This window comes from Streptomyces sp. AF1A (genome assembly GCF_047340315.1).
Taxonomy (GTDB): Bacteria; Actinomycetota; Actinomycetes; order Streptomycetales; family Streptomycetaceae; genus Streptomyces.
Genome location: NZ_JBLEBI010000014.1, coordinates 52,679 through 79,003 on the forward strand (window position 1 = coordinate 52,679; position 26,325 = coordinate 79,003).

25 protein-coding genes and 5 pseudogenes are annotated in these 26,325 nt (G+C 72.3%); 21 read left to right on the forward strand and 9 right to left on the reverse strand.

Annotated elements, in window-relative coordinates; all coding sequences use genetic code 11:
- Window positions 1-3 precede the first annotated feature (3 nt).
- The 4 genes and pseudogenes from ACLU3S_RS07205 to ACLU3S_RS07220 form a co-directional block, all read right to left on the reverse strand.
- Complete coding sequence (locus ACLU3S_RS07205; RefSeq protein ID WP_413950911.1) at window positions 4-1,602, reverse strand: alpha/beta hydrolase; 1,599 nt, start codon at window positions 1,600-1,602, stop codon at window positions 4-6.
- Between the two features lie 236 nt (window positions 1,603-1,838).
- Window positions 1,839-2,033, reverse strand: a pseudogene (ureC, locus tag ACLU3S_RS07210) (urease subunit alpha); the annotation flags it as partial.
- A gap of 9 nt (window positions 2,034-2,042) precedes the next feature.
- Window positions 2,043-2,180: pseudogene (locus tag ACLU3S_RS07215) on the reverse strand (urease subunit beta); the annotation flags it as partial.
- A 78-nt stretch (window positions 2,181-2,258) separates the two neighbouring features.
- Window positions 2,259-2,537: a type II toxin-antitoxin system Phd/YefM family antitoxin gene (locus ACLU3S_RS07220; RefSeq protein WP_413950912.1), complete on the reverse strand. Its 279-nt coding sequence runs from the start codon at window positions 2,535-2,537 to the stop codon at window positions 2,259-2,261.
- Window positions 2,538-2,622: 85 nt separating this feature from the next.
- Here ACLU3S_RS07220 and ACLU3S_RS07225 point away from each other — a divergent pair, with 85 nt between their 5' ends.
- The 3 genes from ACLU3S_RS07225 to ACLU3S_RS07235 all read left to right on the forward strand — a co-directional run bounded on the left by ACLU3S_RS07225 (window position 2,623) and on the right by ACLU3S_RS07235 (window position 4,621).
- Entirely contained in the window at window positions 2,623-3,258 is a 636-nt protein-coding gene (locus ACLU3S_RS07225) for an ATP-dependent Clp protease proteolytic subunit (protein WP_413950913.1), read from the forward strand.
- A gap of 7 nt (window positions 3,259-3,265) precedes the next feature.
- Window positions 3,266-3,601, forward strand: coding sequence for a hypothetical protein (locus ACLU3S_RS07230; protein WP_413950914.1), 336 nt, complete (start codon window positions 3,266-3,268; stop codon window positions 3,599-3,601).
- A 546-nt stretch (window positions 3,602-4,147) separates the two neighbouring features.
- Entirely contained in the window at window positions 4,148-4,621 is a 474-nt protein-coding gene (locus ACLU3S_RS07235; RefSeq protein ID WP_413950915.1) for a C40 family peptidase, read from the forward strand.
- A 202-nt stretch (window positions 4,622-4,823) separates the two neighbouring features.
- On the opposite strand, the gene ACLU3S_RS07240 is transcribed toward ACLU3S_RS07235, so the two are convergent.
- Complete coding sequence (locus ACLU3S_RS07240; RefSeq protein WP_413950916.1) at window positions 4,824-5,282, reverse strand: ATP-binding protein; 459 nt, start codon at window positions 5,280-5,282, stop codon at window positions 4,824-4,826.
- Window positions 5,283-5,495: 213 nt separating this feature from the next.
- Between ACLU3S_RS07240 and ACLU3S_RS07245 the strand changes: the two genes are divergently transcribed.
- Both ACLU3S_RS07245 and ACLU3S_RS07250 read left to right on the forward strand, forming a co-directional pair.
- Window positions 5,496-6,356 carry a helix-turn-helix domain-containing protein gene (locus tag ACLU3S_RS07245; protein WP_413950917.1) on the forward strand — a complete coding sequence of 287 codons (861 nt, stop codon included), beginning with the start codon at window positions 5,496-5,498 and terminating at the stop codon, window positions 6,354-6,356.
- 9 nt (window positions 6,357-6,365) lie between these two features.
- Window positions 6,366-6,587, forward strand: a complete 222-nt coding sequence (locus ACLU3S_RS07250) for a DUF397 domain-containing protein (protein ID WP_413950918.1) — start codon at window positions 6,366-6,368, stop codon at window positions 6,585-6,587.
- Between the two features lie 56 nt (window positions 6,588-6,643).
- Here ACLU3S_RS07250 and ACLU3S_RS07255 read toward each other — a convergent pair whose 3' ends face one another.
- Window positions 6,644-7,771: an 8-amino-7-oxononanoate synthase gene (locus tag ACLU3S_RS07255; RefSeq protein WP_413950919.1), complete on the reverse strand. Its 1,128-nt coding sequence runs from the start codon at window positions 7,769-7,771 to the stop codon at window positions 6,644-6,646.
- Between the two features lie 148 nt (window positions 7,772-7,919).
- Between ACLU3S_RS07255 and bioB the strand changes: the two genes are divergently transcribed.
- The 4 genes from bioB (at window position 7,920) to ACLU3S_RS07275 (ending at window position 11,912) form a co-directional block, all read left to right on the forward strand.
- On the forward strand, window positions 7,920-9,077 hold the full coding sequence (bioB, locus tag ACLU3S_RS07260; protein ID WP_413950920.1) for a biotin synthase BioB: 1,158 nt from the start codon (window positions 7,920-7,922) through the stop codon (window positions 9,075-9,077).
- On the forward strand, window positions 9,070-10,359 hold the full coding sequence (locus tag ACLU3S_RS07265; RefSeq protein WP_413950921.1) for an adenosylmethionine--8-amino-7-oxononanoate transaminase: 1,290 nt from the start codon (window positions 9,070-9,072) through the stop codon (window positions 10,357-10,359). Before bioB ends, ACLU3S_RS07265 begins: the two co-directional genes overlap by 8 nt.
- A 1-nt stretch (window position 10,360) precedes the next feature.
- Window positions 10,361-11,077, forward strand: a complete 717-nt coding sequence (bioD, locus tag ACLU3S_RS07270; RefSeq protein ID WP_413950922.1) for a dethiobiotin synthase — start codon at window positions 10,361-10,363, stop codon at window positions 11,075-11,077.
- Window positions 11,078-11,219: 142 nt separating this feature from the next.
- Window positions 11,220-11,912, forward strand: coding sequence for a class I SAM-dependent methyltransferase (locus ACLU3S_RS07275; protein ID WP_413950923.1), 693 nt, complete (start codon window positions 11,220-11,222; stop codon window positions 11,910-11,912).
- On the opposite strand, the gene ACLU3S_RS07280 is transcribed toward ACLU3S_RS07275, so the two are convergent.
- On the reverse strand, window positions 11,913-12,251 hold the full coding sequence (locus ACLU3S_RS07280) for a fic family toxin-antitoxin system, toxin component (protein ID WP_413950943.1): 339 nt from the start codon (window positions 12,249-12,251) through the stop codon (window positions 11,913-11,915).
- Between the two features lie 214 nt (window positions 12,252-12,465).
- Window positions 12,466-12,666 (reverse strand): annotated as a pseudogene (locus ACLU3S_RS07285) (toxin-antitoxin system HicB family antitoxin); the annotation flags it as partial.
- Window positions 12,667-12,821: 155 nt separating this feature from the next.
- Here ACLU3S_RS07285 and ACLU3S_RS07290 point away from each other — a divergent pair.
- The 12 genes and pseudogenes from ACLU3S_RS07290 to mug all read left to right on the forward strand — a co-directional run bounded on the left by ACLU3S_RS07290 (window position 12,822) and on the right by mug (window position 25,852).
- Window positions 12,822-13,637 (forward strand): ABC transporter ATP-binding protein, encoded by an 816-nt coding sequence (locus ACLU3S_RS07290; RefSeq protein ID WP_413950924.1) that lies wholly within the window; start codon window positions 12,822-12,824, stop codon window positions 13,635-13,637.
- A 4-nt stretch (window positions 13,638-13,641) separates the two neighbouring features.
- Window positions 13,642-16,209: an ABC transporter permease gene (locus tag ACLU3S_RS07295; RefSeq protein ID WP_413950925.1), complete on the forward strand. Its 2,568-nt coding sequence runs from the start codon at window positions 13,642-13,644 to the stop codon at window positions 16,207-16,209.
- Window positions 16,210-16,350: 141 nt separating this feature from the next.
- A pseudogene (locus tag ACLU3S_RS07300) lies at window positions 16,351-16,536 on the forward strand (LLM class F420-dependent oxidoreductase); the annotation flags it as partial.
- Window positions 16,537-16,566: 30 nt separating this feature from the next.
- Window positions 16,567-17,007, forward strand: a pseudogene (locus ACLU3S_RS07305) (GNAT family N-acetyltransferase); the annotation flags it as partial.
- A gap of 149 nt (window positions 17,008-17,156) precedes the next feature.
- Complete coding sequence (locus ACLU3S_RS07310) at window positions 17,157-18,500, forward strand: hemolysin family protein (protein ID WP_413950926.1); 1,344 nt, start codon at window positions 17,157-17,159, stop codon at window positions 18,498-18,500.
- Entirely contained in the window at window positions 18,497-19,516 is a 1,020-nt protein-coding gene (locus ACLU3S_RS07315) for a hemolysin family protein (protein WP_413950927.1), read from the forward strand. Before ACLU3S_RS07310 ends, ACLU3S_RS07315 begins: the two co-directional genes overlap by 4 nt.
- A 162-nt stretch (window positions 19,517-19,678) precedes the next feature.
- Window positions 19,679-20,527, forward strand: a complete 849-nt coding sequence (locus ACLU3S_RS07320; RefSeq protein WP_413950928.1) for an SGNH/GDSL hydrolase family protein — start codon at window positions 19,679-19,681, stop codon at window positions 20,525-20,527.
- 392 nt (window positions 20,528-20,919) lie between these two features.
- A complete protein-coding gene (locus tag ACLU3S_RS07325; protein WP_413950929.1) occupies window positions 20,920-22,464 on the forward strand; it encodes an FMN-binding glutamate synthase family protein in 1,545 nt (514 codons plus the stop codon).
- Window positions 22,465-22,471: 7 nt separating this feature from the next.
- Window positions 22,472-23,245 (forward strand): alpha/beta hydrolase family protein, encoded by a 774-nt coding sequence (locus tag ACLU3S_RS07330; protein ID WP_413950930.1) that lies wholly within the window; start codon window positions 22,472-22,474, stop codon window positions 23,243-23,245.
- A gap of 203 nt (window positions 23,246-23,448) precedes the next feature.
- Entirely contained in the window at window positions 23,449-23,790 is a 342-nt protein-coding gene (locus ACLU3S_RS07335) for a DUF4326 domain-containing protein (protein ID WP_413950931.1), read from the forward strand.
- A gap of 59 nt (window positions 23,791-23,849) precedes the next feature.
- Window positions 23,850-25,292, forward strand: a complete 1,443-nt coding sequence (purB, locus tag ACLU3S_RS07340; protein ID WP_413950932.1) for an adenylosuccinate lyase — start codon at window positions 23,850-23,852, stop codon at window positions 25,290-25,292.
- 71 nt (window positions 25,293-25,363) lie between these two features.
- Entirely contained in the window at window positions 25,364-25,852 is a 489-nt protein-coding gene (gene mug, locus ACLU3S_RS07345; protein ID WP_413950933.1) for a G/U mismatch-specific DNA glycosylase, read from the forward strand.
- A 3-nt stretch (window positions 25,853-25,855) separates the two neighbouring features.
- On the opposite strand, the gene ACLU3S_RS07350 is transcribed toward mug, so the two are convergent.
- Window positions 25,856-26,296, reverse strand: coding sequence for a hypothetical protein (locus ACLU3S_RS07350; RefSeq protein ID WP_413950934.1), 441 nt, complete (start codon window positions 26,294-26,296; stop codon window positions 25,856-25,858).
- Window positions 26,297-26,325 lie beyond the last annotated feature (29 nt).

A 26,325-nucleotide genomic window follows, 5' to 3' on the forward strand; every position in this document is an offset into this window, starting at 1 on the left:
CGGTTACGGCTTGGGCGTGGCGTGCGGGGTGCAGGTCACGTCCGCGCCGTCCAGCCTGCCGTCGATCAGGTAGGCGTCGACACGCTGGTTGATGCACGGGTTGACCAGGCCGGTCACGCCGTGCGAGCCCGCGTCCTTCTCGGTGATCAGGCGGGAGCCCCGGAAGCGCTGGTGCAGGACGACGGCGCCCTGGTACGGGGTGGCGGCGTCACGGGTGGACTGCACGATCAGCACCGGGGGCAGGCCCTGGTGGGTCGTGACGTGGACCGGGTTCTGCTGCCTGACCGGCCAGGTGGCACAGGGCAGGTTCATCCACGCATTGGCCCAGGTCATGAAGGGGTAGTCGGCGTTGAGCCGGGTGTTGTCCCGGTCCCACGTCCGCCAGCTGGTCGGCCACTTGGCGTCGGTGCACTCCACGGCCGTGTAGACGGCGTTGGAGTTCTCCGAGGCGGTGTTGCCCGCGGTGTCCGACAGGTCGGGGGCGGCCGCGTCGACCAGAGCCTGGGTGTCACCGGCGACGTACTTGCTGAAGACCGTCGCGACCGGCACCCACGCGGAGTCGTAGTACGGGGCGCTCTGGAAGAAGGAGATCAGCTCGGCCGGGCCGACGACGCCGCCGATGGGGTTCTTCTTCGCGGTGGCGCGCAACTGGAGCCACTTGTCCTGGACGGCCGCGCGAGTGGTGCCGAGGTGGAAGGCGGAGTCGTTCGCGGCGACCCAGTCCTCCCAGTCCTTCCAGCGGCCCTCGAAGGCGATGTCCTGATTCAGGTTGGCCTGGTACCAGATGTTCTCGCGGGCCGGGTTGACCACGCTGTCGACGACCATGCGGCGCAGATGGCCCGGGAAGAGGGTGCCGTAGACGGCGCCCAGGTAGGTGCCGTAGGAGACGCCGAGGTAGTTGAGCTTCTTCTCGCCGAGGGCGGCACGGACGACGTCCAGGTCCCGGGCGGTGTTCGGCGTGGTCATCTGCTGGAGCATCGTGCGGCCGGTGCGGTCCAGGCAGCCGTCCGCGTACTCGCGGGCGAGCTTGCGCTGGGCCAGCTTGTCCGCCTCGGAGTCCGGGACCGGGTCCATCTTCGGCGCCTTGACGAACTCCTGCGGGTCCTCGCAGGAGATGGGTGCCGAGTGGCCGACGCCGCGCGGGTCGAAGCCGACGAAGTCGTAGGCCTTGGCGACGTTGGCCCAGACGGGGTTCTTGCCGGTGACCCGGGTCGGGAAGCGCAGCCCGGAACCGCCGGGGCCGCCCGGGTTGTAGACGAGGGCACCCTGGCGCTCCGCCTTGGTGCCCGTGTTGCCGATGCGGTCCACGGCGAGTCTGATCTGCCGGCCGTACGGGTGGGCGTAGTCGACGGGCACGCTGACCCAGCCGCACTGGATGGGCTTGGCCAGCCCCCAGTCGGCCGGGCAGTCCTGCCAGTCGATGCCTGCCTTGGCGGCGCGGGCGGCGGCGATCTCGGCGCCCCTGGCCTCCCGGTCGTGGCTCGGCCGGCCGACCGCGCCGGCGGCGGGGGCCGAGACGGCACCCGCGATCAGGGTCGCGGTGACGAGCACTCCGGCGGAACCGAGCGCCAGCAGGCGGCTCTTCGGTCTGTTGTCCCTCAAGTGGGGCCCCTCCCCCTACAGTTGTTCGCTGCAAGTGGTCCGGGGGATCCTCTCGGCTGTGAACCGCCTGAGAACAGGGGCTGTCGGCCATCTTTACCATTCCGATAACCGGACGATCGCGTCCCGTTGAGCGGAACGGAGCCGCACAGCCGAGCAGCACGAGGGCCTCGCCCAGCCGCCGCAGCAGCCGGAGCGCGCCGGCGGCCACGGCACTGACCGGGGCGGCGTCTCCGCGCTGACGAGCGGGACTGGTCCATGGACTCGCGGATGACCGGGCCGCCGCCGAAGACCGTCTCGTCCCCGCCGGAACCGGGGCCGCCGGACCGGTCCTCCTCGAACTCGGTCAGCAGATCTGCGTCGGCGAGCCGGACGCGGTCTCCGGCGGTGCGCCCGAACGGGTCGGCGTAGGCCGCGCGGGAGAGCTCGGGCATCGAGGGCACCCCGGTCTCGCCGTGCAGGCCCGTCAGGCTCCGGGCGCTGCTGAGGGGCGCGAGTTCGACGCCGACGGGGATGCCGGGCTCGAAGCGCACCGCGATGCCGGCGGCGACGTCCAGCCGCTTGCCGCGGGTGCCGAGCCGCGGTGCCGGCGGCGACGTTCAGCCGCTTGCCTCGGGCGGCATCGCCGCGGGTGCCGAGCCGGCCGGGACCCGCGCGGCTCAGGACGCGCCCGGGCTCCGGTGCTCTGCGGCGATGCCGAAGCGCTGCCGTTCGCGCGGGGCGGACGCGGCGTCGCGCACGGTGGACACCGAGCGGACCACGTGCTCGTCGGCCGCCTCGTCGAGGGCGTCGAGGCGCTCCAGGTCAGCGGCCGAGACCAGTGCGACGAGGGGCTTGCCGTGCCGTGTGACGACGACCCGCTCACCGCCGTACACCACGCGGTTGATCAGGTCGGCGAGCTCAGCCCTGGCTTGCGTCACCGGAATCTCGTAGGCCATACCGCCATTGTAACGTCAGGTACGTCCTGTACATTCTGTACAGAAGCCGGAGAGCGCCGGCTCTCCCGTGAGGAGGGGTGTGCCCATGTCCCGACCGTCCGCCCGCCATGTCCTGCCCGAGTTCACCGAGCGCACCGGGAGCGGGGTACGCACGCTCGACCCGTACGGAAAGCTGTTCGAGGACCGGATCGTGTTCCTCGGCTCGCCTCTGGACGAGGCCGCGGCGAACGACGTGATGGCGCAGCTGATGTACCTCGAACACACGGCGCCGGACCAGGACATCACGCTCTACGTCAACTCCCCGGGCGGCTCCTTCGCGGCGCTGACCGCGGTGTACGACACGATGCGGTACGTCAGTTGCGACGTGGCGACCTACTGCCTGGGCCAGGCCGCGTCCTCGGCCGCGCTGCTCGTCGCGGCGGGCACCCCGGGCAAGCGGTACACACTGCCCGGCGCCCGCCTGGTGATCGAACAGCCCCGGCTGGCCGAACCCGCACAGGGCCGGCCCAGTGATCTGCTGATCCAGGCCGAGGAACTGGCCCGGGTCCGCGCCGTGATGGAGGAGATGCTCGTCCGGCACAGCGGGCGCACGGCCGCGCAGGTGCACCGGGACATGGAGCGGGACCTGGTCCTGGACGCCGCCGGAGCGGTGGCCTACGGCCTGGTGGACACCGTCGTGCCCGGCCGCCGCGGCACGCCCGGCACCTCCGGGGCGAGGTGAGCCGGCCGTGCTGCCACCGGAACTGCCGCCGCTGCCCGCGCTGACCCGCGCCGAGGGCGAGTTGATCGACCGTTACCTGGAGGCCGTCGACCTGCTGGGCCGGATCAATCCCGCGCACCACGGGGACACCTACCGCAGGCTGCGCGCGGCGCAGGCGCTGGTGCGCAAGGCGGCGGAGCTGCGCGACGCGCTCGCCCTGATGCACCGACGGGGCGAGACGGAGCTCCACGGCGACACGCTGGCACGAGCCCTGCGGGTCCTGGACGGCGAACGCCGTGCCGCGCGCGTCGCGCTCCCGCCCGACGACGCCGACCGACCCGGGCGCCCGTCCGGCGCGGCGTGAGCCAGGTGCCGACGAACGGTTCGGGCCGGACACGAAACGGCCCGAACGACGTACCGCCGACCGGTGTATATCCGGATCGCTTTCCGGGCCTCCCGACTTGCGCACCGGGCGGGCCCACGGGGCGCGGGCGATCGCTTCGTCCCAGGTCCGGGGCTACGGACGGAAGCTGACGGGGGCTCGAACAGACCGGCGTCCACCCGAACGGGTGAGTGGTGAGTAACGCCACAAATCCCCGGTTCCGTTGGGATTTTCGGACAGGAGTGAGTGAAGATCCCTTCCTGACGACAAGCCCCCGCCACCGCGGCGGGGCGGTCCGGGCGGACGCCGAGTCCTGCCGCCGCCCGGATGACCGGTCGACAGGAGTGGATCGGCAGGAGTGGAGGACCCGAGCAAGGCGGGTCGCCGGAGCGGATGTCCGTCCACGTGAGCGGACGGGCCGAGGCTCCGGGCGGCCCTTGGGGTGAAGCCGCGGCAACGCGGCCGGGCTACTTCGCCAGCCCGAATCCGACAGGTCATCCTTCACAGGCGGCTGACGAAGGGTTGCGCATGACTGCGCTCAATCGTGTCCCGTCGCTGATGGCCCGGGCCGGCACGGCCTCGGCCCTCACCCTCGCCGCCGTCGGCAGCTCGATCGCGGTCCCGGGCCTGGCCACCGACGCCGCGGCCGCGAGCCTCGCGACCAAGGCCCTGAAGATCGCGGCCTCGAAGAAGGGGTCCCCCTACCAGTGGGGCGCCACCGGGCCGTACCGGTTCGACTGCTCGGGCCTGACGCTGTACTCGTTCAAGAAGGCGGGCAAGAAGCTGCCCCGGACCGCCGCCCAGCAGTACAACCGCACGCACCACATCTCCGCCCACAGCCGCAGGGCGGGCGACCTGGTGTTCTTCCACTCCGGCTCGTACGTCTACCACGTCGGCATCTACGCCGGCCACAACAAGATCTGGCACGCCCCGAAGACCGGTGACGTGGTGAAGCTCCAGAAGATCTGGACCAAGAGCGTCTGGTACGGCCGGGTCAGCTGACGCCGCGTCCAGGCCGGGAGCGGCTCCGGCAGCAGGGCCGCTCCCGCACCGTCGGCGCGGCCCCGGTGTCCGCCTGGAGCCTACGGGCGGGCGCCGGGGCCGCCGCCGGCGGGCAGGCCCGCCCACCGTCCGGCCCGGGGCCCGGGGTGGCCGTCGTACGCGAGGAATGGCGGCCCGCGCCGTGGCCGCGGCGGGCGTTCCGCTAGGGTTGCTGCTGCCCCGCCGTCGTGACCGGCTCGGCCGGGACGGCCCAGGGGAGTTCGATCGAGACCGTCTTGCCGCCCTCGCGCGTGGGGCGGATGCGCAGCTTGCCCCCGCACTCGGCCGTGAGCCAGCGGATGATGACCATGCCGCGGCCGTTGTCCTGCTGGACGGCAGCGGGCAGTCTCTTCGGAAGGCGCGGATGGCTGTCCGTGACGCCGATGCGCAGGTGTTCGTCGCGGTCCAGCGCGATGTCCACCGTGAAGGTGGGGGACTGACCGAAAGTGTGCTGTACGGCGTTGGTGGCGAGTTCGGAGACGATGAGCCGCACGGCGTCGGCCATGTCGGTGTCCGCCGGCAGGCCCCACTCCGCGAGCGTCCCGACGACGTACGACCGCGCGGCGGAGACCGAGGCGGGATCGCTCGGCAGAGTGACGGATGCTTCCAGATGGTCTGCCATGGCGACGTCGTCCCTTTCCCGCGGGACCGGAGTCCGACATGGAGCGGATGGTTCGAGTACGGTCCCGGACTGGTGCTTGCTCGCCAGCCTGCCACCACCGGAGCGGCCGCGGGGAGCGATCCACCAAGATATGCATATATCTGTCGCTCGAAGCGGTGAACTCTGCGACGCGCAACCGTATTTGGGCGGCCCGGAAGGAGTAAGGAGGAGCCCATGCAGAACGGGCCGGCCGTGCGCCGCCGCAAACTGGGCGCCGAACTGCGCACGCTGCGTACCGGCGCCGGGCTCACGAGTGGCGAGGCGGCCCGGCTGGTGGGCTGGCACCAGTCGAAGGTGAGCCGCATCGAGACGGGGGCCAGTGGCGTGAAACCGGCCGACGTCCGGTTACTCCTGGACGCCTACGAGGTGCGGGACGCCCAACTGCGCGAACTGCTGCTGATGTTGGCCGGGTCCGGGGACGCCGGCGACCGCAGCCGCTGGTGGCACGCCTACCGCGGGGTGCTGCCGCCCACCTACCGGGACTTCATCAGCCTGGAGTCGCAGGCGAGTGCGATGCGCACCCTGGAGACCACGGTGGTGCCCGGCCTGCTGCAGACGGCCGAGTACGCCCGCGCGGTCACCCGGGCGGCCGTGCACGACCTGGACGAGGAGCGCCTGGACGCGCTGGTGGAGGTGCGTCTGGCCAGGCAGGACGTGCTGCGTTCGAACCCGCCACTGGAGCTGTGCGCGGTCCTGGACGAGGCGGTGCTGCGCCGCGAGGTGGGCGGTCCCGAGGTGATGGCCCGCCAGCTGGGACGGCTGACGGAGGCCGCCCGGCTGCCCCAAGTACGGCTGCAGGTACTGCCGTTCGGGGCGGGAGCGCATGTCGGCCTCACGGGGCCTTTCGTTATCTTCTCATTTCCGAGCACTTCTGATCTGGACGTGGTTGTTCTCGACCAGTTGACGAGTAGCCTCTACCTCGAACGGAAAGAAGACCTCATGGCCTACTCGGAGGCCTTCACCACCCTTCAGGCCCACGCCCTCTCCCCCGAGGACTCGTTGGACTACATCGCCGGGATAGGTGACGGCGCGTAAGGAGGCACCATGTCAGCACTGCCTCGGAACGTCCCTGCCAGTACCGACCTGCACGACGTGCGCTGGCTGCGCAGCAGTCACAGCACGGGAGCCAACAACTGCGTGGAGACGGCCCGGCCGCGCTCCGGACCCTGGTCCGGACTGCTCGCCGTGCGCGACTCGAAGAATCCGGCCGGACCCGCGCTGCTCTTCTCCACCGACAGCTGGACCCGCTTCCTGACCAACCTCTGATCAGATTCGATCGTTTCTCGTCGCTTTCGAGCGAGGCTCGGCCGTGTCACGCCGACTCATGGTCGCGTTTCGCCGATCACCCGTACAGCGCGTTCGATCTCGGTCCCCGTCAGGTCCGCACGGGCGGTCAGCCTGAGCCGTGAGACGCCGTCGGGCACGGAAGGAGGACGGAAGCAGCCCACGGCCAGGCCGGCCGTACGGCAGTCGGCCGCCCAGCGCACCGCCTGCTCCGGGGACGGAGCCCGCACGGAGACCACCGCGGCGTCCGGACGCACCGCCTCCAGGCCCGCGGCGGTCAGCCGTGCGTGCAGGCTCGCCGCCACCTCGCGGGCCCGGGCCGCGCGCTCGGGCTCCCGGCGCAGCAGCCGCAGGGCCGCCAGGGCCGCGCCGGCCGCGGCCGGGGCCAGACCCGTGTCGAAGATGAACGTACGGGCCGCGTTGACCAGGTGGTCGATCACCCGGGCCGGGCCCAGCACCACCCCGCCCTGGCTGCCGAGCGACTTGGACAGGGTGGCCGTGACCACCACGTCCGGGGCGCCCGCGAGCCCGGCCGCGGACGGCGCGCCCCGTCCGCCGTCGCCGAGCACGCCGAGACCGTGGGCGTCGTCCACGACCAGTCCCGCGCCGTGCTCCCGGCAGGCCGCGGCCAGCGCGGCCAGCGGCGCCCGGTCCCCGTCCACGGAGAACACCGTGTCGGAGACGGAGATCGCCGCCCCCCCGTGCGTGGCCAGGGCCTTGCGCACGGCCTCCGGGTCGGCGTGCCCGACGACCTGGGTCTCGCCCCGCGCGAGCCGGCAGCCGTCGATGAGCGAGGCGTGGTTGCCCGCGTCGGAGACGATCAGGGAGCCGTGCGGGCCGAGCGTGGTGACCGCGGCCAGGTTGGCGGCGTACCCGGAGGAGAAGACCAGGGCCGCCTCGAAGCCGCAGAAGTCCGCCAGTTCGCGCTCCAGCTCGGTGTGCAACTGGGTGGTGCCCGTGACGAGCCGGGAGCCGGTGGAGCCGCCGCCCCAGGTCCGGGCGGCCCGGGCCGCGCCCTCGGTCACCTCGGGGTGGTGGGCGAGGCCCAGGTAGTCGTTGCTCGCCAGGTCCAGCAGCGGCGAGTCGGCGGGGCGCGGGCGCAGGGTCCGTACGAGCCCGGCGCGGCGGCGCGCCTCCGCCTGCTCCTCGATCCAGCCGAACGCCATGGCCCCTCCGGTGCTTTTGTAGGTAGCGGACAGACACTAGCGGTCCTACCCGCCACCCATCATGTGGCAATACCCACACGGTGAACCGTCCGCAGTTGTGCGAAGTGTCCTTGGCCCGAAGCGGTCCGGTAGGACAGGATCGGACCTCATGGACCTGCTGAACACGCTGGTGGACAAGGGGCTTCGGCGCGAGCTGCCGACCCGCGAGGAAGCGCTCGCCGTGCTGGCCACCTCAGACGACGACCTGCTCGATGTGGTGGCCGCGGCCGGCAAGGTGCGCCGGCACTGGTTCGGCCGGCGCGTGAAACTGAACTACCTGGTCAACCTCAAGTCCGGCCTGTGCCCGGAGGACTGCTCCTACTGCTCCCAGCGGCTCGGTTCCGAGGCCGGCATCCTCAAGTACACCTGGCTCAAGCCCGACGAGGCCTCGCAGGCCGCCGCCGCTGGTTTGGCGGGAGGCGCCAAGCGCGTCTGCCTGGTGGCCAGCGGGCGCGGCCCGACGGACCGGGACGTGGACCGGGTCTCGGCGACCATCCGGGCGATCAAGGACCAGAACGAGGACGTCGAGGTGTGCGCGTGCCTCGGCCTCCTCTCCGAGGGCCAGGCCGAGCGGCTGCGCGAGGCCGGCGCGGACGCCTACAACCACAACCTGAACACCTCCGAGGCCACCTACGGCGACATCACCACCACCCACACCTACGCCGACCGGGTGGACACGGTGCAGAAGGCGCACGCGGCCGGCCTCTCCGCCTGCTCGGGACTCATCGCGGGCATGGGCGAGACGGACGAGGACCTGGTCGACGTGGTCTTCGCGCTGCGCGAGCTGGACCCGGACTCCGTTCCGGTGAACTTCCTGATCCCGTTCGAGGGCACCCCGCTGGCCAAGGAGTGGAACCTCACCCCGCAGCGCTGCCTGCGGATCCTCGCGATGGTCCGCTTCGTCTGCCCCGACGTGGAGGTGCGCATCGCGGGCGGCCGCGAGGTCCACCTGCGCACGATGCAGCCCCTGGCGCTGCACCTGGCCAACTCCCTCTTCCTCGGCGACTACCTGACCAGCGAGGGCCAGGCGGGCAAGGCCGACCTGGAGATGATCGCGGACGCCGGCTTCGAGGTGGAGGGCGCCGACCAGGTGACCCTGCCGGAGCACCGGGCGGGTGGCGGCTGCCACGAGGGCGGTTCCGGCGGCTGCCACGACGGCGGCGGAGTCTGCGGCCCGGCCCCCGCTCCGGCGGCGACCGAGCCCCGTACCGACCTGGTCGCCGTCCGCCGCCGGGGCGCCGGAACGGATCTCGCGCCCAATGCCTGACCTGCCCGGCCTGAGCGTTCCCGAGCTGCTGGAGCTGGACCGGCGGCATGTGTGGCATCCGTACGGCCCGATGCCCGGACGCACCGAACCGCTCGTCGTGGAGTCGGCGAGCGGGGTGCGGCTGCGGCTCGCGGACGGCTCGGACGAGCTGGTGGACGGGATGTCGTCCTGGTGGTCGGCCATCCACGGCTACAACCACCCGGTGCTCAACGAGGCGGCGCGCGGGCAGCTGGAGCGGATGAGCCACGTCATGTTCGGCGGGCTCACCCACGAGCCCGCCGTGCGCCTCGCGAAGCTCCTTGTCGACATGTCGCCTGACGGGCTGGAGCACGTCTTCCTCGCCGACTCCGGCTCGGTGTCCGTCGAGGTCGCGGTGAAGATGTGCCTGCAGTACTGGCGCTCGCTCGGCCGCACCGGCAAGCACCGGCTGCTGACCTGGCGGGGCGGATACCACGGGGACACCTGGCAACCGATGTCGGTGTGCGACCCCGAGGGCGGGATGCACCAGCTGTGGTCGGGCGTGCTGCCGCGTCAGGTCTTCGCGGACGCGCCGCCGGCCCAGTACGAGGAGTCGTACGCGGAGCAGTTGCGCGGGCTGATCGCCCGGCACGCGGACGAACTGGCCGCGGTCGTCGTGGAGCCGGTGGTGCAGGGCGCGGGCGGGATGCGCTTCCACTCCCCCGCCTATCTGCGGGTGCTGCGCGAGGCGTGCGACGCGCACGACGTGCTGCTGGTCTTCGACGAGATCGCCACCGGCTTCGGCCGTACGGGTGCGCTGTTCGCGGCGGAGCACGCGGCCGTCACCCCGGATGTGATGTGCGTGGGCAAGGCGCTGACCGGCGGCTATCTGACGATGGCGGCCACGCTGTGCACCACGCGTGTCGCCGAGGGCATCTCACGCGGCGAGGTGCCGGTGCTCGCCCACGGCCCGACGTTCATGGGCAACCCGCTGGCGGCGGCCGTGGCCTGCGCCTCCGTGCGACTGCTGCTCGGGCAGGACTGGCTGTCGCAGGTCAAGCGGATCGAGGCGGGCCTTCGGGAGGGGCTCGCGCCGGCGCGGGAGCTGCCCGGCGTGCGGGACGTACGCGTGCTCGGCGCCATCGGGGTCGTCCAGCTCGACCACGAGGTCGACATGGCCGCCGCCACCCGGGCCGCCGTGCGGGAGGGCGTGTGGCTGCGCCCGTTCCGCGACCTGGTGTACACGATGCCGCCGTACGTCACCTCCGACGAGGACGTGGCACGGGTCGCGCGCGCGGTGTGCGCCGCGGCGCGGGAGGGATGACATGCCGGTACTGATGATCACGGGGACGGGCACGGAGGTCGGCAAGACCGTCACCACCGCCGCGGTGGCCGCGGCGGCGCTCGCGGCCGGGCGTTCGGTCGCCGTGCTCAAGGCCGCACAGACGGGAGTGGGACCGCACGAGCGCGGCGACGCCGCCGAGGCCGCGCGGCTCGCGGGTCCGGTCACGGCCACCGAACTGGCGCGCTTTCCCGAGCCGTTGGCACCGGGCACGGCGGCCCGGCGGGCGCGAATGGCGCCGGTGCATCCGCAGGATGTGGCCGACCGCGCCGCCAAGCTGGCCGCCGAGCACGATCTGGTGCTGGTCGAGGGGGCGGGCGGGGTGCTCGTGCGGTTCGACGCGGCGGGCGGGACGCTGGCCGACGCGGCGGTGCTGCTGGGCGCGCCCGTGCTGGTCGTCGCGCCGGCGGGCCTGGGCACGCTGAACGCCACGGAGCTGACGGCGCGCGAACTACGGCGGCGGGACCTGGAGTTGACCGGAGTGGTGATCGGCAGCTGGCCCGACCGCCCCGACCTGGCGGCCCGGTGCAACGTGGCCGACCTGCCGGAGGTCGCCGCGGCGCCGCTGCTCGGCGCGCTGCCCGCCGGGGCCGGGGCGCTGGCGCCGGCCGACTTCCGGGCGGCGGCACCAGGGTGGCTCGCACCGCCGCTGGACGGCACCTGGGACGCGGAGGCCTTCCGGATCCGGGAGGCGGCCTAATACTGCGACCGGAAGGGTTCACCAGCTCACCTTTCCGGTCACAGCACTGGCCGCTCGTACGGGTTGCCTCTTCGTCGGGTGGGGTGCGGGAGCGCATCCCGGGGGACACTCTCCCTAGGCCCGTCCAGTCCGGGAGGTTGCCATGCGGCTGCTGTCCACCCCCTCCGACCGGGTGGCGCGAAGTCCCGTACGCCATCCGCTGTTCGCCCGTTACTACGTCCGGGCCAGTGCGGGCGCCGAGACCCGGCTCGGCATGGCCGGGATCCGTGAGCGGCTGATCGCCGGGCTGTCCGGGCGGGTGATCGAGATCGGCGCGGGCAACGGACTCAACTTCGCGCACTATCCGGGCGCGGTCGCGGAGGTCGTCGCGATCGAACCGGAGCCGCTGCTCAGGCAGTTGGCGCTGGAGTCGGCGGTGCGCTCCCAGGTTCCGGTGGACGTGGTGCCGGGCGCGGCGGAGGCTTTGCCCGTCAAGAGCGAGGCGTTCGACGCGGCGGTGCTGTGCCTGGTGCTGTGCAGCGTGCGGGACGTGACCCGGGCACTGGGTGAGGTACGGCGGGTGCTCAGGCCCGGCGGGCAGGTGCGGTTCTTCGAGCACGGCCGGGGCGGCGGCCGGCTGATGAGACTGACCCAGCGCACGCTGGACGCGACGGTGTACCCCCCGCTGTTCGGCGGCTGCCACCTGTCCCGGGACCCGGTGGCCGCGTTGCGGGCGGCGGGGTTCGAACTCGGCCCGCACCGGCGGGTGCTGCTGCCGGAGAAGGGGCCGACGCTGCCGACCTCGTACTGCGCGCTGGGCACCGCGTGGCGGCCGGACGAGCCCGGCGCACGCTGATCACTCGCTCCAGCGGCGCAGCTCCCGGGCGATCTCGTCGACGCTCGCCGCGCCGTCCTTCACCAGCCGGGCGAGGTCCCGGACCTGTTCGGGCGAGGTGACGACCTTCGCCCCGCCGGCGACCAGATAGGCGTACGCGACCGCCGAGGCGAACAGCGCGTTGGACCGCTCCAGCGCGGGCACGTGGATGAGCAGTTGCAGCAGGGAGGCCGCGCGGGCGTGCAGGCCGTCGTAGACGGGGACGCCGAATATCTCGGCCCGGTGCCGGGCGACGGCGGCGATCAGCGCGCCCCAGTCGGTGACCTGCGGATCTCCGGGCGTCTTCTGTTCCGCGAGCATCAGCAGCCAGGCGAGGTCGATGCTGAGTTCGTTCGAGGGATCGCTCAAGGGATCAGCTGCGGCCTTCGTCCGGGTCGGTGCCGAGCGCCTCGGTGAACTCCTCGGTGCGCTCCTCGGGGATCTCTTTGGGGATCTCTTTGGGGATCTCTTTGGGGATCTCTTTGGGGATCTCTTTGGGGATCTCTTTGGGGATCTCTTTGGGGATCTCTTTGGGGAACTCCTCGGCGAACACGGACTCGTACTGCTTCATGAAGTCGGCGGCGGCCTCCACGAACGTACGGCCCACCTCTCCGGCGTCCTGCCGGACCAGCTCCTCGATGTATCGGTTGACGCTGATCCCCCGGGCCGACGCGCGCTCCCGGGCCGCCCGGGCGGTCCCCTCGTCCACGCGGACGTTCAGCTGGGTCTTCGCCATGCTTCGACGCTAGCGCCGAGGCGCTAGCACGGCAAGGACGGGAAAGGGTGTCCCCTACACCCGTCCCCTCGTCGGTCCCGCGGCGGATTCACGGTGTGCGGCCGGTCACATTAGGCTCGCCGGGGACGGGTGGTACCGGCGACCGGGAGGCGATCTTGTCCACATCTGCTGCAGAACAGCACGCCCCGGGCCGCGCGCCGGGAGACGGGGTCGCGGCGCGCGCTCGCGGGCTGACCAAGGCCTACGGATCGGGTGAGACGGCCGTGCTCGCCCTGGACTCGGTGGACGTCGACATCGCGCGGGGCCGGTTCACGGCCGTGATGGGGCCCTCGGGGTCCGGCAAGTCCACCCTCATGCACTGCCTGGCGGGGCTCGACACGGTGTCGGCCGGACAGGTGTGGCTGGGCGACACCGAGATCACGGGGCTGAAGGAGCGGGAGCTGACCCGGCTCCGGCGGGACCGGGTCGGGTTCATGTTCCAGTCGTTCAACCTCATCCCGACGCTGACCGCGGCGGAGAACATCACCCTGCCGATGGACATCGCGGGCCGCAGGCCCGACGAGCAGTGGCTCAACCAGGTCATCGACACGCTCGGCCTGCGGGACCGCCTGAAGCACCGGCCGGCGCAGCTCTCCGGCGGCCAGCAGCAGCGTGTCGCGTGCGCGCGGGCGCTGGCCTCCAGGCCCGAGCTGATCTTCGCCGACGAGCCGACCGGCAACCTCGACTCGCGGGCCGGTCTGGAGGTGCTCGGCATCCTGCGCAGCGCGGTGGACGACCTCGGGCAGACGGTCGTGATGGTCACGCACGACCCGGGCGCCGCCGCCCACGCCGATCTCGTACTCTTCCTCGCGGACGGACGGATCGTGGACGAGATGCCGCGGCCCACGGCGGACGCGGTGCTGGAGCGGATGAAGCGTTTCGACGTGGTACGGGGTCTGATCGGCGACAGCGGCACCCCGCAGGAGGGCTGACCCGGTGCTGAAGGCGACGCTGAGGAGCTTCCTCGCGCACAAGGGGCGGCTGGCGCTGTCGGCCCTGGCCGTGATCCTCTCCGTGGCCTTCGTCGCAGGCAGCCTGATCTTCTCCGACACCGTCACCCGTACCTTCGACCGGCTGTTCGCCTCCACCGCCGCCGATGTCACGGTCCAGCCGAAGCAGGACCTGGCCTCGGCGCGGACCAGCGGTGCGGTGCAGACGCTGCCCGCCGCGCTGCGGGACCGCGTGGCGAAGGTCGACGGCGTCGCCGCGGCCCGCGCCGACGTGCAGGTGCAGAACATCGTGGTGGTCGACCGCCACAACAAGTCCGTCGGCCCGACCACCGGGGCGCCCACCATCGCGGCCGCCTGGAACGTGAGCCGCCACAGCCCGGTGAGGCTCACCTCCGGGCGCGCGCCGCACGGCCCGGGTGAGGCGCTGCTCGACGCCGACACCGCCGGCAGGAGGCACGTGCGGCTCGGCGACACGCTGACCGTGCAGGCCCAGCCCGGCATGTTCCGGGTCCGCGTCACCGGGATCGCGACGTTCACCACCACCAACCCGGGCGCGGCCCTCGTCTACCTGGACCCGGCGGTGGCCGGCCGCGCGCTGCTCGGGTCCGCCGCACGGGCGACCTCCATCTCCGTGGACGCCGCCAGGGGCGTCTCCGACGCGGAGCTCAAGCGGCGGATCGGCACCGCGATCGGCACCGGCACCTACGACCTGAGGACCGCCGGCGAACAGGCCAAGTCGGCGGCGGCCGCCCTCGGCACGTTCCTGGACGTGATCAAGTACGTGATGCTGGGATTCGCCGGCGTCGCACTCCTCGTGGGCGTGTTCCTGATCGTCAACACCTTCTCCATGCTGATCGCCCAGCGCACCAGGGAGCTCGGCCTGCTGCGGGCGCTGGGCGCCGACCGGCGGCAGGTGCGGCGGTCGGTGCTGACGGAGGCGCTGCTGCTGGGCCTGGTCGGTTCCACGCTCGGCCTCGCGGCCGGGATCGGACTGGCGTTCGGACTGATCGGGCTGATGAGCGCGTTCGGGATGAACCTGAAGGCCACGGAGATGGTCATCGGCTGGAGCACGCCCGTCGCGGCGTACGTCGTCGGTCTCGGCGTCACCTTCGTGGCCGCCTATCTGCCCGCACGGCGCGCCGCCGCCGTCTCCCCGATGGCGGCGCTGGCCGACGCCGAAGTCGCCGGTACGGGCAAGCCGTTGAAGGTCCGCGCGATCGTCGCAGCGGTGGTCGGCACGGCCGGGGTGGCCGCGCTCGCCGGGTGTGCGGCGGCCACCCGCACCGCGTCGGCCGCCTCACTGCTCGGCCTCGGCGTGGTCCTGACGCTGATCGCGACGGTGGTCGGCGGACCTCTGCTGGTGCGGCCGGTGATCCGGGTGCTGGGCGCGGCCTTTCCCGCGCTGTTCGGCCCGGTCGGCCGGATGAGCCAGCGCAACGCCCTGCGCAATCCGCGCCGTACCGGCGCCACGGCCGCGGCGCTGATGGTCGGGCTGGCCCTGGTGGGCGGGATGTCGGTGGCGAGCGCCTCGATGTCGGCGTCGTTCGACCGGCAGATCGACAAGACGCTGGGCGCCGACTTCATCGTGCAGAACGCCAACTTCATCCCGTTCACCAGGCAGATCGCGCAGCGTGTGGCCGCCACGCCCGGTGCCGGGCTCGTCGTGCCGCAGCGGCTCACCCGGATCGCCGTACGCCTCCCGGACGGCAGCCGGGTCGAGACGACTGCCGCCGGGTACGGACCCCGGCTCGACGACGTCGCGCACGTCACCTACGCGCAGGGCGGCTCCACGGCCGCCCTGGCCGACGGGCACCTCGCCCTGGACGCCGCCTTCGCCCAGGACCACGGCGCACGCGTGGGCAGCACGCTCCCGGTCGAGTTCCCGGGCGGGCGCCGGGCCGAACTGACGGTCGGGGCGCTCACCCGCCAGGACCAGGCCGAGGACCTCGGCAGCCAGGGCGGCGTGTTCTTCGGCCTCGGGACCCTGGAGAGGTACGCGCCCCGCGGGCAGGACTCGGCGCTGTTCGTCAACGCGGCTCCCGGCACGAGCCCGCAGGACCTGCGCCCGCGCCTGGAGCGGGCGCTCAAGCCGTTCCCGCAGGTCCAGGTGCGCAACCAGACCGACTACAAGAAGCTCGTCCACGACCAGATCGCGGTGCTGCTCTACCTCGTCTACGCGCTGCTCGGCCTGGCGATCGTCATCGCGGTGCTCGGCGTGGTCAACACGCTCGCGCTGTCGGTGGTGGAGCGCACCGGGGAGATCGGGCTGCTGCGTGCGATCGGGCTGGCGCGGCGACAGTTGCGCCGGATGATCCGGCTGGAGTCGGTGGTGATCGCGGTGTTCGGCGCGGTCCTCGGGCTGGCCCTGGGACTCGTGTGGGGCGTGTGCATGCAACAGGTGCTGGCCCTGCGCGGGCTGACCGCGCTCGCGATCCCCTGGAACACCATCGTCGCGGTGGTGATCGGCTCCGCCGTGGTGGGCGTCGTGGCGGCCCTGCTGCCGGCCCTGCGGGCGTCGCGGATGAACGTGCTGACTGCGATCGCCCACGAGTGACAACCAGCCGTGATGGAATCGCAGGCCGAGGGGGTGAGAGGGGTCGAAAGGGGCCGATTCTCTTTCCGCAGAGGAGAGTTCATGCCGCGTCCGTTCCGCTTCGGGGTCAATCTGCTCACGCCCGCGTCGGCCGCCGAGTGGCGGGCACAGCTCACCCTGGAGGACGCCCTGGCGCTGCCCGTCGTGCCGGCGGGCCCGCTGGACGACCTCGTCGCCCGGGTCCGGGCGCAGCGAAAGCGGTTCGGGTTCTCGTACCTGACGGTCCTGGAGCACTCCATGGAGGACTTCGCCCCGGTGATGGCCCGGCTGCGCGAGGAGTCCGCATGACGGAATTCCCCCAGCCCGCGAGCCCGTTCCCGTCAGGCTGAGCACATGACCGACCTGCGCATACGAGCCGCCTCCCCCGCCGACGTGGACGCCGTCCTCGCCTTCTGGACGACGGCCGCCGAGGGCACCAGCATCAGCGACGACCGCGCCGGCGTGGAGCGGCTGGTCGAGCGCGACCCCGAGGCGCTGATCCTGGCCGAACGCGGCGACGAGCTGGTGGGCACGGTGATCGCGGGCTTCGACGGCTGGCGGTGCCATCTGTACCGGCTTGCGGTGCTTCCCGAGCGGCGCCGCCAGGGCATCGCCTCGGCCCTGCTGGCCGCCGCCGAGGAGCGGTTCGCACGGCTGGGCGGGCGGCGCGCGGACGCCATGGTGCTGGTGCGCAACCGGACGGCGCACCACGCGTGGAGTGCGGCCGGATACGGCCCCGAGGAGCAGTGGCGGCGCTGGGTGAAGCCGCTCGTCGGCTGACCCCGGCATGACTTTGCTGATCCTTTACCATTGAGGGAGCACTCGTCCCTCTGTGAAAGGTGGTGAGCGTCCGCCCATGGGCGAGCCTCCCGGTCCGCGACACCGCGCGATCCGCCGCACCCTGTCCGATCCTGGACGGGGGTGACTTGATGACAGAAGTGCTGCTGCTTCTGGTGGCGATCCTGCTGTCGATGGCCTGCGGAGCGTTCGTGGCGGCGGAGTTCTCGCTGACCACGGTGGAGCGCGGCGAGCTGGAGCGGGCCGCGCGGCGGGGCGAGCGCGGCGCCGCGGGCGCCCTGAAGGCCGTACGGAACCTGACCTTCCAGCTCTCCGGCGCCCAGCTCGGCATCACGGTCACCAACCTGGTCGTCGGCATGCTCGCCGAACCGTCGATCGCCAAGCTGCTCGCCGGGCCGTTCCGGGCGCTGGGACTGTCCGCCGGCGCGGCGAGCTCGGCCGCGCTGGTGCTGGGCACCGCGCTGTCCACGGTGTTCCTGATGGTGGTCGGCGAGCTGGTGCCCAAGAACTGGGCCATCTCCATGCCGCTCGCCGTGGCCCGGCGCGTGGGCAACCCGCAGCGCCTGTTCAGCGCGGCCTTCAGGCCCTTCATCACGCACCTGAACAACATGGCCAACCGTGTGGTGCGCCGGCTCGGGATCGAGCCCGCCGCGGAACTGGCCTCCGCGCGCGGGCCGCAGGAGCTGGCGGCCCTCGCCCGGCACTCCGCCAAGGAGGGCGCGCTGGAGGCGGACACCGCCGAACTGTTCGTGCGCACGCTGAACCTGGCCGACCTGACCGCGGAGAACGTGATGACCCCGCGCGTCCAGGTGGTCGCCCTCGACACCCAGGCGACCTGCGAGGACGTGGCCAACGCGACCCGGGCGACGGGCCTGTCCCGGTTCCCGGTCTACCGGGGCAACCTGGACTCCGTCGTCGGCATCGCCCACATCAAGGACGTGCTGGCCCTCACTCCCGAGCAGCGGCGCCACCGCCCCTGCTCGCACGTGATGCGCGAGGCCCTGCTGGTGCCCGAGTCCCTCACCGTGGACCGGCTGCTGGACCGGCTCTCCGGCAGGCGGACCATGGCCGTCGTCATCGACGAGTACGGCGGCACGGCGGGCGTGGCGACCCTGGAGGACATCGTGGAGGAGGTCGTCGGCGAGGTGCGCGACGAGCACGACCCGCACGAGACGCCCGAGCTCGCCCCCGCCGGCGCCGACCAGGCGGGCCGCGCCCTGTACTCGGCCGACGGCGCCGCGCGCACCGACCAGCTCGAGCGCGTGGGCCTGCGCGTGCCGGAGGGCCCCTACGAGACCCTGGCCGGCCTCGTCGCCACCGAGCTGGGCCGGATACCCGAGACCGGTGACAGCGTCGAGATCGCCGGCTGGCGGCTGGACGTGGTGGACGCCTCCGGGCACCGGGCGGCCCGGGTACTGATGCACGCGCCCCTCGACGACGAAAGGACCGGCGAGACGACGGAGGGGGCACGATGACCGCCGTCCAGCTGCTGATCGGCCTGGCGACCCTGGTCGTCAACGCCTTCTTCGTCGCCGCCGAGTTCGCGCTGATCTCCGTGCGCCGCTCGCAGATCGAGCCGCTCGCCCAGAAGGGGGACCGGCGCGCGAAGAGCGTGCTGTGGGGCCTGGAGCACGTGTCCGCGCTGCTGGCCGCCGCCCAGCTCGGCATCACGCTGTGCACGCTGGTCCTGGGTGTGGTCGCCGAACCGGCGATCGCACATCTGCTGGAGCCGGTGTTCCACGCGGTCGGGGTCCCGATGAGCGCGGGTCATGTGGTGTCCTTCGTGATCGCGCTGACGTCGGCCACGTACCTGCACATGCTGCTGGGCGAGATGGTGCCCAAGAACATCTCGCTCGCGGAACCCGTGCGCAGCGCACTGCTGCTCGGTCCGCCGCTGGTCGCGCTGTCCCGGGCGCTGCGCCCGGTGATCTTCTCGGTCAACGCCTTCGCCAACGGGCTGCTGAAGCTGCTCCGGGTAGAGGCCAGGGGCGAGGTCGCGGCGACCTTCACGGACACCGAACTCGCCGAGATCGTCAAGGACGCGAGCGAGGCGGGGCTGATCGACGACCGGGCCCAGGAGCGGCTGCACGACGCCCTGGAGCTGGGCAGCCGCCCGGTGCGGGACGTGGTGGTGCCGCTGCAACAGGTGGTGTACGCGCGCGTGGGAGTCACCCCGGAGCAGCTGGAGCGGCTGTCGGCCGAGTCGGGCTTCTCCCGGTTCCCGGTGGTCGACGCGGCCCGCCGGATCGTGGGCTATCTCCACGTGAAGGACGCGCTGGACGCCTCACCGCGGGACGTGCCGTTCCGGCTGCAGGACATGCGCCCCATCCCGCGGGTGCGTGAGCGGACCCCGCTGGACGACGTGCTCACCGCGATGCGGGGCAGCCGCACCCACCTCGCTGCCGTGCTGGGCGACGACGGGCGGCTCGCGGGGCTGGTGACCATGGAGGACGTACTGCGGGAGCTGTTCGGACAGCCCGCACCGGGCTGACCCCGGCCGACCGACCGGCGCACCGGGCTGATGCCGGGCCGAGCGGCCGGCGCCGGGCCGCACCCGGCTGACCCCGAACCGACCGACCGGCACAGGCCCGCCCCGGGCTGGTCCGGGGCGACCGACCGGCGGGTATGGAGCCGGGATACCATCGCTGACGCCATGCAGACGAATCCCACTCCTCCCCCGTACTCCAGCCTGGTCGCGGTCGGCGACTCCTTCACCGAGGGCATGTCGGACCTGCTCCCCGACGGCTCCTACCGGGGCTGGGCCGACCTGCTCGCCGCGCGGATGGCCGCCCGCGCGCCCGGCTTCCGGTACGCCAACCTCGCCGTGCGCGGGAAGCTCATCGGGCAGATCGTCGCCGAGCAGGTGGACGTGGCGGCGGCCATGAACGCCGACGTCGTCACCCTCGTCGGCGGGCTCAACGACACGCTGCGGCCCAAGTGCGACATGGGCCGGGTGCGCGGCCTGCTGACGGAGGCGGTGGAGCGGCTGGCTCCCTCGTGCGGGCAGCTGGTGCTGATGCGCAGCCCCGGCCGGCAGGGCCCGGTGCTGGAGCGCTTCCGCCCGCGCATGGAGGAGCTGTACGCCTGCGTGGACGAGCTGGCCGAGAAGCACGGCGCCCTCGTGGTCGACCTGTACGGCGCCCCCTCGCTGGCCGACCCGCGGCTGTGGGACGTGGACCGGCTGCATCTGACGGCCGAGGGACACCGCCGGGTCGCCGAGGCGGTCTGGCAGACGCTCGGACACGAGCCCGAGGACCCCGAGTGGCACATACCGATGCCGGCCACCCTCCCGCCGGGCTGGCTGACGCGGCGGGTGGCGGACGTCCGGTTCGCCCGGCAGCATCTGCTGCCCTGGATCGGCCGGCGCCTGACCGGCCGCTCCTCCGGGGACGGCCGGACAGGCGCCCACTTCAGCGCTGAGCTGGGCAAAGCCTTCTGGGTCACCCCTGCGGACCACACAAACCCCGGCCCTGTGGCGGAATGGCGACAGGTGGGGCCCTGACCCAAAGGCTTCCTTGCTCACAACCACCGCGAGCACGATCCGCCCGTCGGCCACACGCGGCAACGGGACGGAGGCCTGCAGCCGCCGTGGGCGGCGCGGCTCCGAACCGCCGTGAACAGCCGCTTCGTACATCGCATCGTGCCCATGCCGGTGCTCGGCTGTGAGTGTCAGCTCGGCCGCCGACGTCACGGGGCCGTCCGAGCACGGCACCGCGTCAGCAGGCCGTGGTGTGATCGTCGTCGCTGTGCATATGCGTGTGGCCTTCTAGAGTCGGTTCGCCTTTCTTCGATGGCGCCGGCGCGCCAGTGACTGTGTGCGCCGTCCGGCGCCCGAAGTGACCCAAGCGGGCTCCACCGCGGGGCGATGGAGTCGTGCCTCGAGGAGGAACGTGCATGCAGGCCCGGAGGATCGGCGCCGTCGCCGCAACAGCAGTGGCGCTGGTGGCAGCCCGCGACCTTGTCCAGAAGCGGCACGCACTGTTGCGGAACTTCCCGGTGATCGGGCACGCCCGGTACCTGCTGGAGACGATCGGACCGGAGCTGCGGCAGTACATCGTGACCTCCAACGAGGAGGAGCGCCCATTCAGCCGTGACCAGCGCACCTGGATCTACGCGTCGGCGAAGGAGGAGAACAACTACTTCGGGTTCGGCACCGAGGTGGACGTCGAGCACGTCCAGGGGCACGCCTACCTGAAGCAGCGCACCTTCGCCGGCGCCCTGCCCGACGCGCACGACCCGCAGGCCCCGCTGCCCTCGGCCAAGGTGCTGGGCGGTCCGCGCGGGCGCGCCAAGGCCTTCCGGCCGGCGAGCGTCGTGAACATCTCGGCGATGAGCTTCGGCTCGCTCTCCGGCGCGGCCATCACGGCGCTCAACAAGGGAGCGGCGCTGGCGGGCACGATGCACAACACCGGCGAGGGCGGCCTGTCGCCGTACCACCGCAACGGCGGCGACTTGGTGCTGCAGCTCGGCACCTCGTACTTCGGCTGCCGCAACGAGGACGGCAGCTTCAACCTCGACAAGCTCAAGGACGTGGTCGCGAGCGCCCCCGTCAAGGCAATCGAGATCAAGCTCTCCCAGGGTGCCAAGCCGGGGCTGGGCGGGATGCTGCCGGGCGCGAAGGTGACCCCGGAGATCGCCGAAATCCGCGGCATCCCCGTCGGCAAGGACTGCGCCTCCCCGTCGCGGCACAGCGCGTTCAGCGACGTCGACTCGATGCTCGACTTCGTCGAGCTGCTCGCCACCGAGACCGGTCTGCCGGTCGGGGTCAAGAGCGCGGTGGGCGAGCTGGGCTTCTGGCAGGAGCTGGCCACGCTGATGGCGCGTGGTGACCGTGGTGTCGACTTCGTGACCGTGGACGGCAGCGAGGGCGGCACGGGGGCGGCACCGCGGATCTTCGCCGACGCGGTGTCGTTGCCGTTCCGGATGGGCTTCTCCCGGGTCTACGGCACTTTCGCCGAGCTCGGACTCACCGACGAGCTGACCTTCATCGGCTCCGGCAAGCTCGGCCTGCCCGAGAACGCCGCAGTCGCCTTCGCCCTGGGTGCCGACATGATCAACGTGGCACGTGAGGCGATGCTGTCGATCGGCTGCATCCAGGCGCAGAAGTGCCACACCGACAAGTGCCCCACCGGCATCGCCACCCAGAACCAGTGGCTGGCCCGCGGCCTGGACCCGACCTCGAAGGCCACCCGGGCCGCTGTCTACCTGCGCACCCTGCGCAGGGAGCTGATGAAGGTCTCGTCGGCTGTCGGCGTCGCCCACCCGGGACTCATCACCGCTGAGGACATCGAGATCATGAACGGCGACTACGAGGCCCGCACCCTGGCCGGCGTCTACGGCTACAAGGACGGCTGGGGCGAGCTCGGCCCGCATCTCGCCAAGGAGATCACCGAGCTGCTCGTCGGTACGCCGACCGCCACGCACAGCCGGCCTGAGTGATCGCAACGTGTCCGAAGAAGTGAGGTTCAAGAGCGTCGTCGGCCCTGAGCTGGCCGGGTCGATCGACCTGCCGGAGGGCGAGGTCCGGGGCTGGGGGATCTTCGTCCACGGATTCACGCTCGGCAAGAACTCGCCGGCGGCGGCGCGGGTCAGCAAACAGTTGGCCCGCGAGGGGATCGGCATGCTGCGCTACGACAACCTCGGGATCGGCGATTCCGACGGCGACTGGGGTGACGGTTCCTTCACCGTCAAGGTCCAGGACAGCGTCCGCGCGGCACAGCTGATGGCAGAGCGGGGGACTCCGGCGGATCTGCTGGTGGGTCACTCGTGGGGAGGCGCCGCCGCCATCGCCGCGGCGGCCGAGGCGACCGGCGTCCGCGCGGTCGCCACGATCGGGGCACCCGCCGACCCCAGCCACGTGGAGCACCAGTACGACGCGGTCGTGGATCGCGTGCTCAGTGAGGGGCAGCACGAGTGGTTCGTCGGCGGGCGGACCCTCGTCCTCAAACGCGCCTTCGTCGAGGACGTCCGCCGTGCCCGTCTGCACGACCGGGTCCGTGAGTTGGACCGGCCGCTGCTCGTGATGCACTCGCCCACCGACGACACCGTGGACATCGCCAACGCCGGGGAGCTCTTCCGCATGGCGAAGCACCCGCGAAGCTTCGTCTCGCTCGAAGGAGCAGACCACCTCATGACCGCACGCGGGCAGGCGCAGCGAGCCGCGCACATCATCAGCGCCTGGGCCGACCAGTACATCCACGCCTCACGACCCGCACTGTGAACGGTCGACGTGCCCTGGCCGGCGTCCGGAACCCGGCCATCGACGCCCACGTATCCACCAGCGGACGACTGGCGCGGAGCAGGGCGACCTGCTCGGCCTGGTCGGCGCAGTTCGCCGGTTCGCTGTCGCGCCATCCGGTGACGGCCGCCCGCCGAAGCGGCCGGAGCCGCAGCCGTACGAGGCCCAGGCGTAGCGTTGCCGTCGTGACCACGCGCGTGATCAACGTCCGCGGCCGGATCCACGAGTTCGGCCCCCGGCTGGAACACGCCCCAGCGGACGTCGTGTACGTCGGCCGCCGCTGGACGATGGGCGGCTGGGACCTCCCCCGGCACCCGCTGTACAACCCCTTCGCCTACGACACACCGAGGAGGAAACGCGACGGCACCCGGGCCGAGGTGATGGCCCTGTACCGTGCCCGTCTGCTGAAGCGCCCGGAGCTGCTGGAGCTGGTCGCCGGACTGCGCGGGCGGACCCTGGCCTGCTGGTGCGCGCCCGAGCCGTGCCACGCGGACGTGATCGCGGAGCTCGCCGAGGCGCTCTCGTAGGTTCCCACGAACACCCCGGTGGCGCTGAGCTGCAGGAATCGCCAGTAGAATCCGGTTACGTGACTTCAGCGCCCGCCAAGCCCCGCATCCCGAACGTCCTCGCCGGACGCTACGCCTCCGCCGAGCTCGCCACGCTCTGGTCGCCCGAGCAGAAGGTGAGGCTGGAGCGGCAGCTCTGGCTCGCCGTGCTGCGCGCCCAGAAGGACCTCGGCATCGAGGTGCCCAACGAGGCGATCGCCGACTACGAGCGCGTCCTCGACACCGTCGACCTGGCCTCGATCGCCGAGCGCGAGAAGGTCACCCGGCACGACGTGAAGGCGCGCATCGAGGAGTTCAACGACCTCGCCGGGCACGAGCACGTGCACAAGGGCATGACCTCGCGCGACCTCACCGAGAACGTCGAGCAGCTGCAGATCCGGCTCTCACTGGAGCTGATGCGCGACCGGACGGTCGCCGTCCTCGCGCGCCTCGGCAAGCTCGCGGGCGAGTACGCCGAGCTGGTCATGGCCGGCCGCTCCCACAACGTCGCCGCGCAGGCCACGACCCTGGGCAAGCGTTTCGCGACCGCCGCCGACGAGCTGCTGGTCGCCCACGGCCGCGTCGAGGAACTGCTCTCCCGCTACCCGCTGCGTGGCATCAAGGGCCCGGTGGGCACCGCGCAGGACATGCTGGACCTGCTGGGCGGCGACGCGGCCAAGCTCGCCGAGCTGGAGAACCGGGTCGCGCAGCACCTCGGGTTCGCGCAGGCGTTCACCTCGGTCGGCCAGGTGTACCCGCGCTCGCTGGACTACGAGGTCGTCACCGCGCTGGTGCAGCTCGCGGCGGCGCCGTCCTCGCTGGCCAAGACGATCCGGCTGATGGCCGGACACGAGCTGGTCACCGAGGGCTTCAAGCCGGGCCAGGTCGGCTCGTCCGCGATGCCGCACAAGATGAACACCCGCTCCTGCGAGCGCGTCAACGGCCTCATGGTGATCCTGCGCGGCTACGCCTCGATGACCGGCGAGCTGGCGGGCGACCAGTGGAACGAGGGCGACGTGTCCTGCTCGGTGGTGCGCCGTGTCGCGCTGCCGGACGCGTTCTTCGCGCTGGACGGCCTGCTGGAGACCTTCCTGACCGTCCTCGACGAGTTCGGCGCGTTCCCGGCGGTCGTCGCCCGCGAGCTGGACCGCTACCTGCCGTTCCTGGCCACCACCAAGGTGCTCATGGGCGCCGTCCGCGCCGGCGTCGGCCGCGAGGTCGCGCACGAGGCGATCAAGGAGAACGCCGTGGCCACCGCGCTCGCCATGCGCGAGCAGGGTGCCGAGCGCAACGACCTGCTCGACAAGCTCGCCGCCGACGCGCGCCTGCCCCTCGACCGCGACCAGCTCGCCGCGCTGATGGCCGACAGGCTGTCCTTCACCGGCGCCGCCGCCGACCAGGTCGGCGTGGTCGTCGGGCGCATCGAGGAGATCGTCAAGCAGCACCCGGAGGCCGCCGGCTACACCCCCGGAGCGATCCTCTGACCTCCGCGCCGCGCTCCCCCCGCCTCACCAGGGCGGACCTGGAGGCCGCCCGCGACCGCCTCGTCCCGGACGTGGTCGCGGACGGTCTGCACGTGCTGTTCTGCGGCATCAACCCGGGGCTGATGACCGCCGCGACCGGCCACCACTTCGCCCGGCCCGGCAACCGGTTCTGGCCGGTGCTGCACCTGTCGGGTTTCACGCCGCGGCTGCTGCGGCCGGCCGAGCAGCGGGAACTGCTGTCCTTGGGGCTGGGCATCACGAACGTCGTGGCGCGGGCGACCGCGCGGGCGGACGAGCTGACCGCGGCGGAGTACGTCGAGGGCGGGCGGCTGCTGACCGAGAAGGTGCGGCGCCTGCGGCCGAGGTGGCTGGCCGTGGTCGGGGTCACCGCGTACCGGTCCGCCTTCGGCGACCGCACGGCCCGGGTCGGACCGCAGGAGCGGACCATCGCGGGCACCCGGGTGTGGGTGCTGCCCAACCCCAGTGGGCTGAACGCCCATTGGACGGCGGCGACGATGGCGCAGGAGTTCGCGCGGCTGCGGATGGCCGCGCAGGGCTGACCGTCACGGCGGGTCCACGGCCGTGACCACCGCCAGCAGCTGGAACGGCAGCTCGGTGTCCCACTGGGACACGCCCAGGGCGACCCAGCGGCCCGTCGGCGCCTTCCACAGGTGCACATCGGGGACGTGCGAGGCCAGCGTGGCCCACGGCTCGTCGACCTCCTCCCCCTGCGTGGCCCGTGCGAAGGCGCCGGCCAGGCTGAACACGTCCGCCGGGCCCCACCGGTCGGCGAGCCGCTCCCCCAGCGCGTCCCGGTCCGCCTCGTACTGCTCCTGCGTCTCCTCCCGCTCGGTGCCGCCCTCCTCGTAGAAGTCACCGCTGGTCTCCAACTCGGCTATCAGGTACCCGGGCCCGCCCGTGCCGGCGTCCGTCCGGCCGTGCTCCGCCGGGAACTCCCGGGCGCACAACCGGTCGATCACGGCAAGGTGGTTCGCGATGTCCATGCGATCCAGTAAATCGGGCACCACTGACA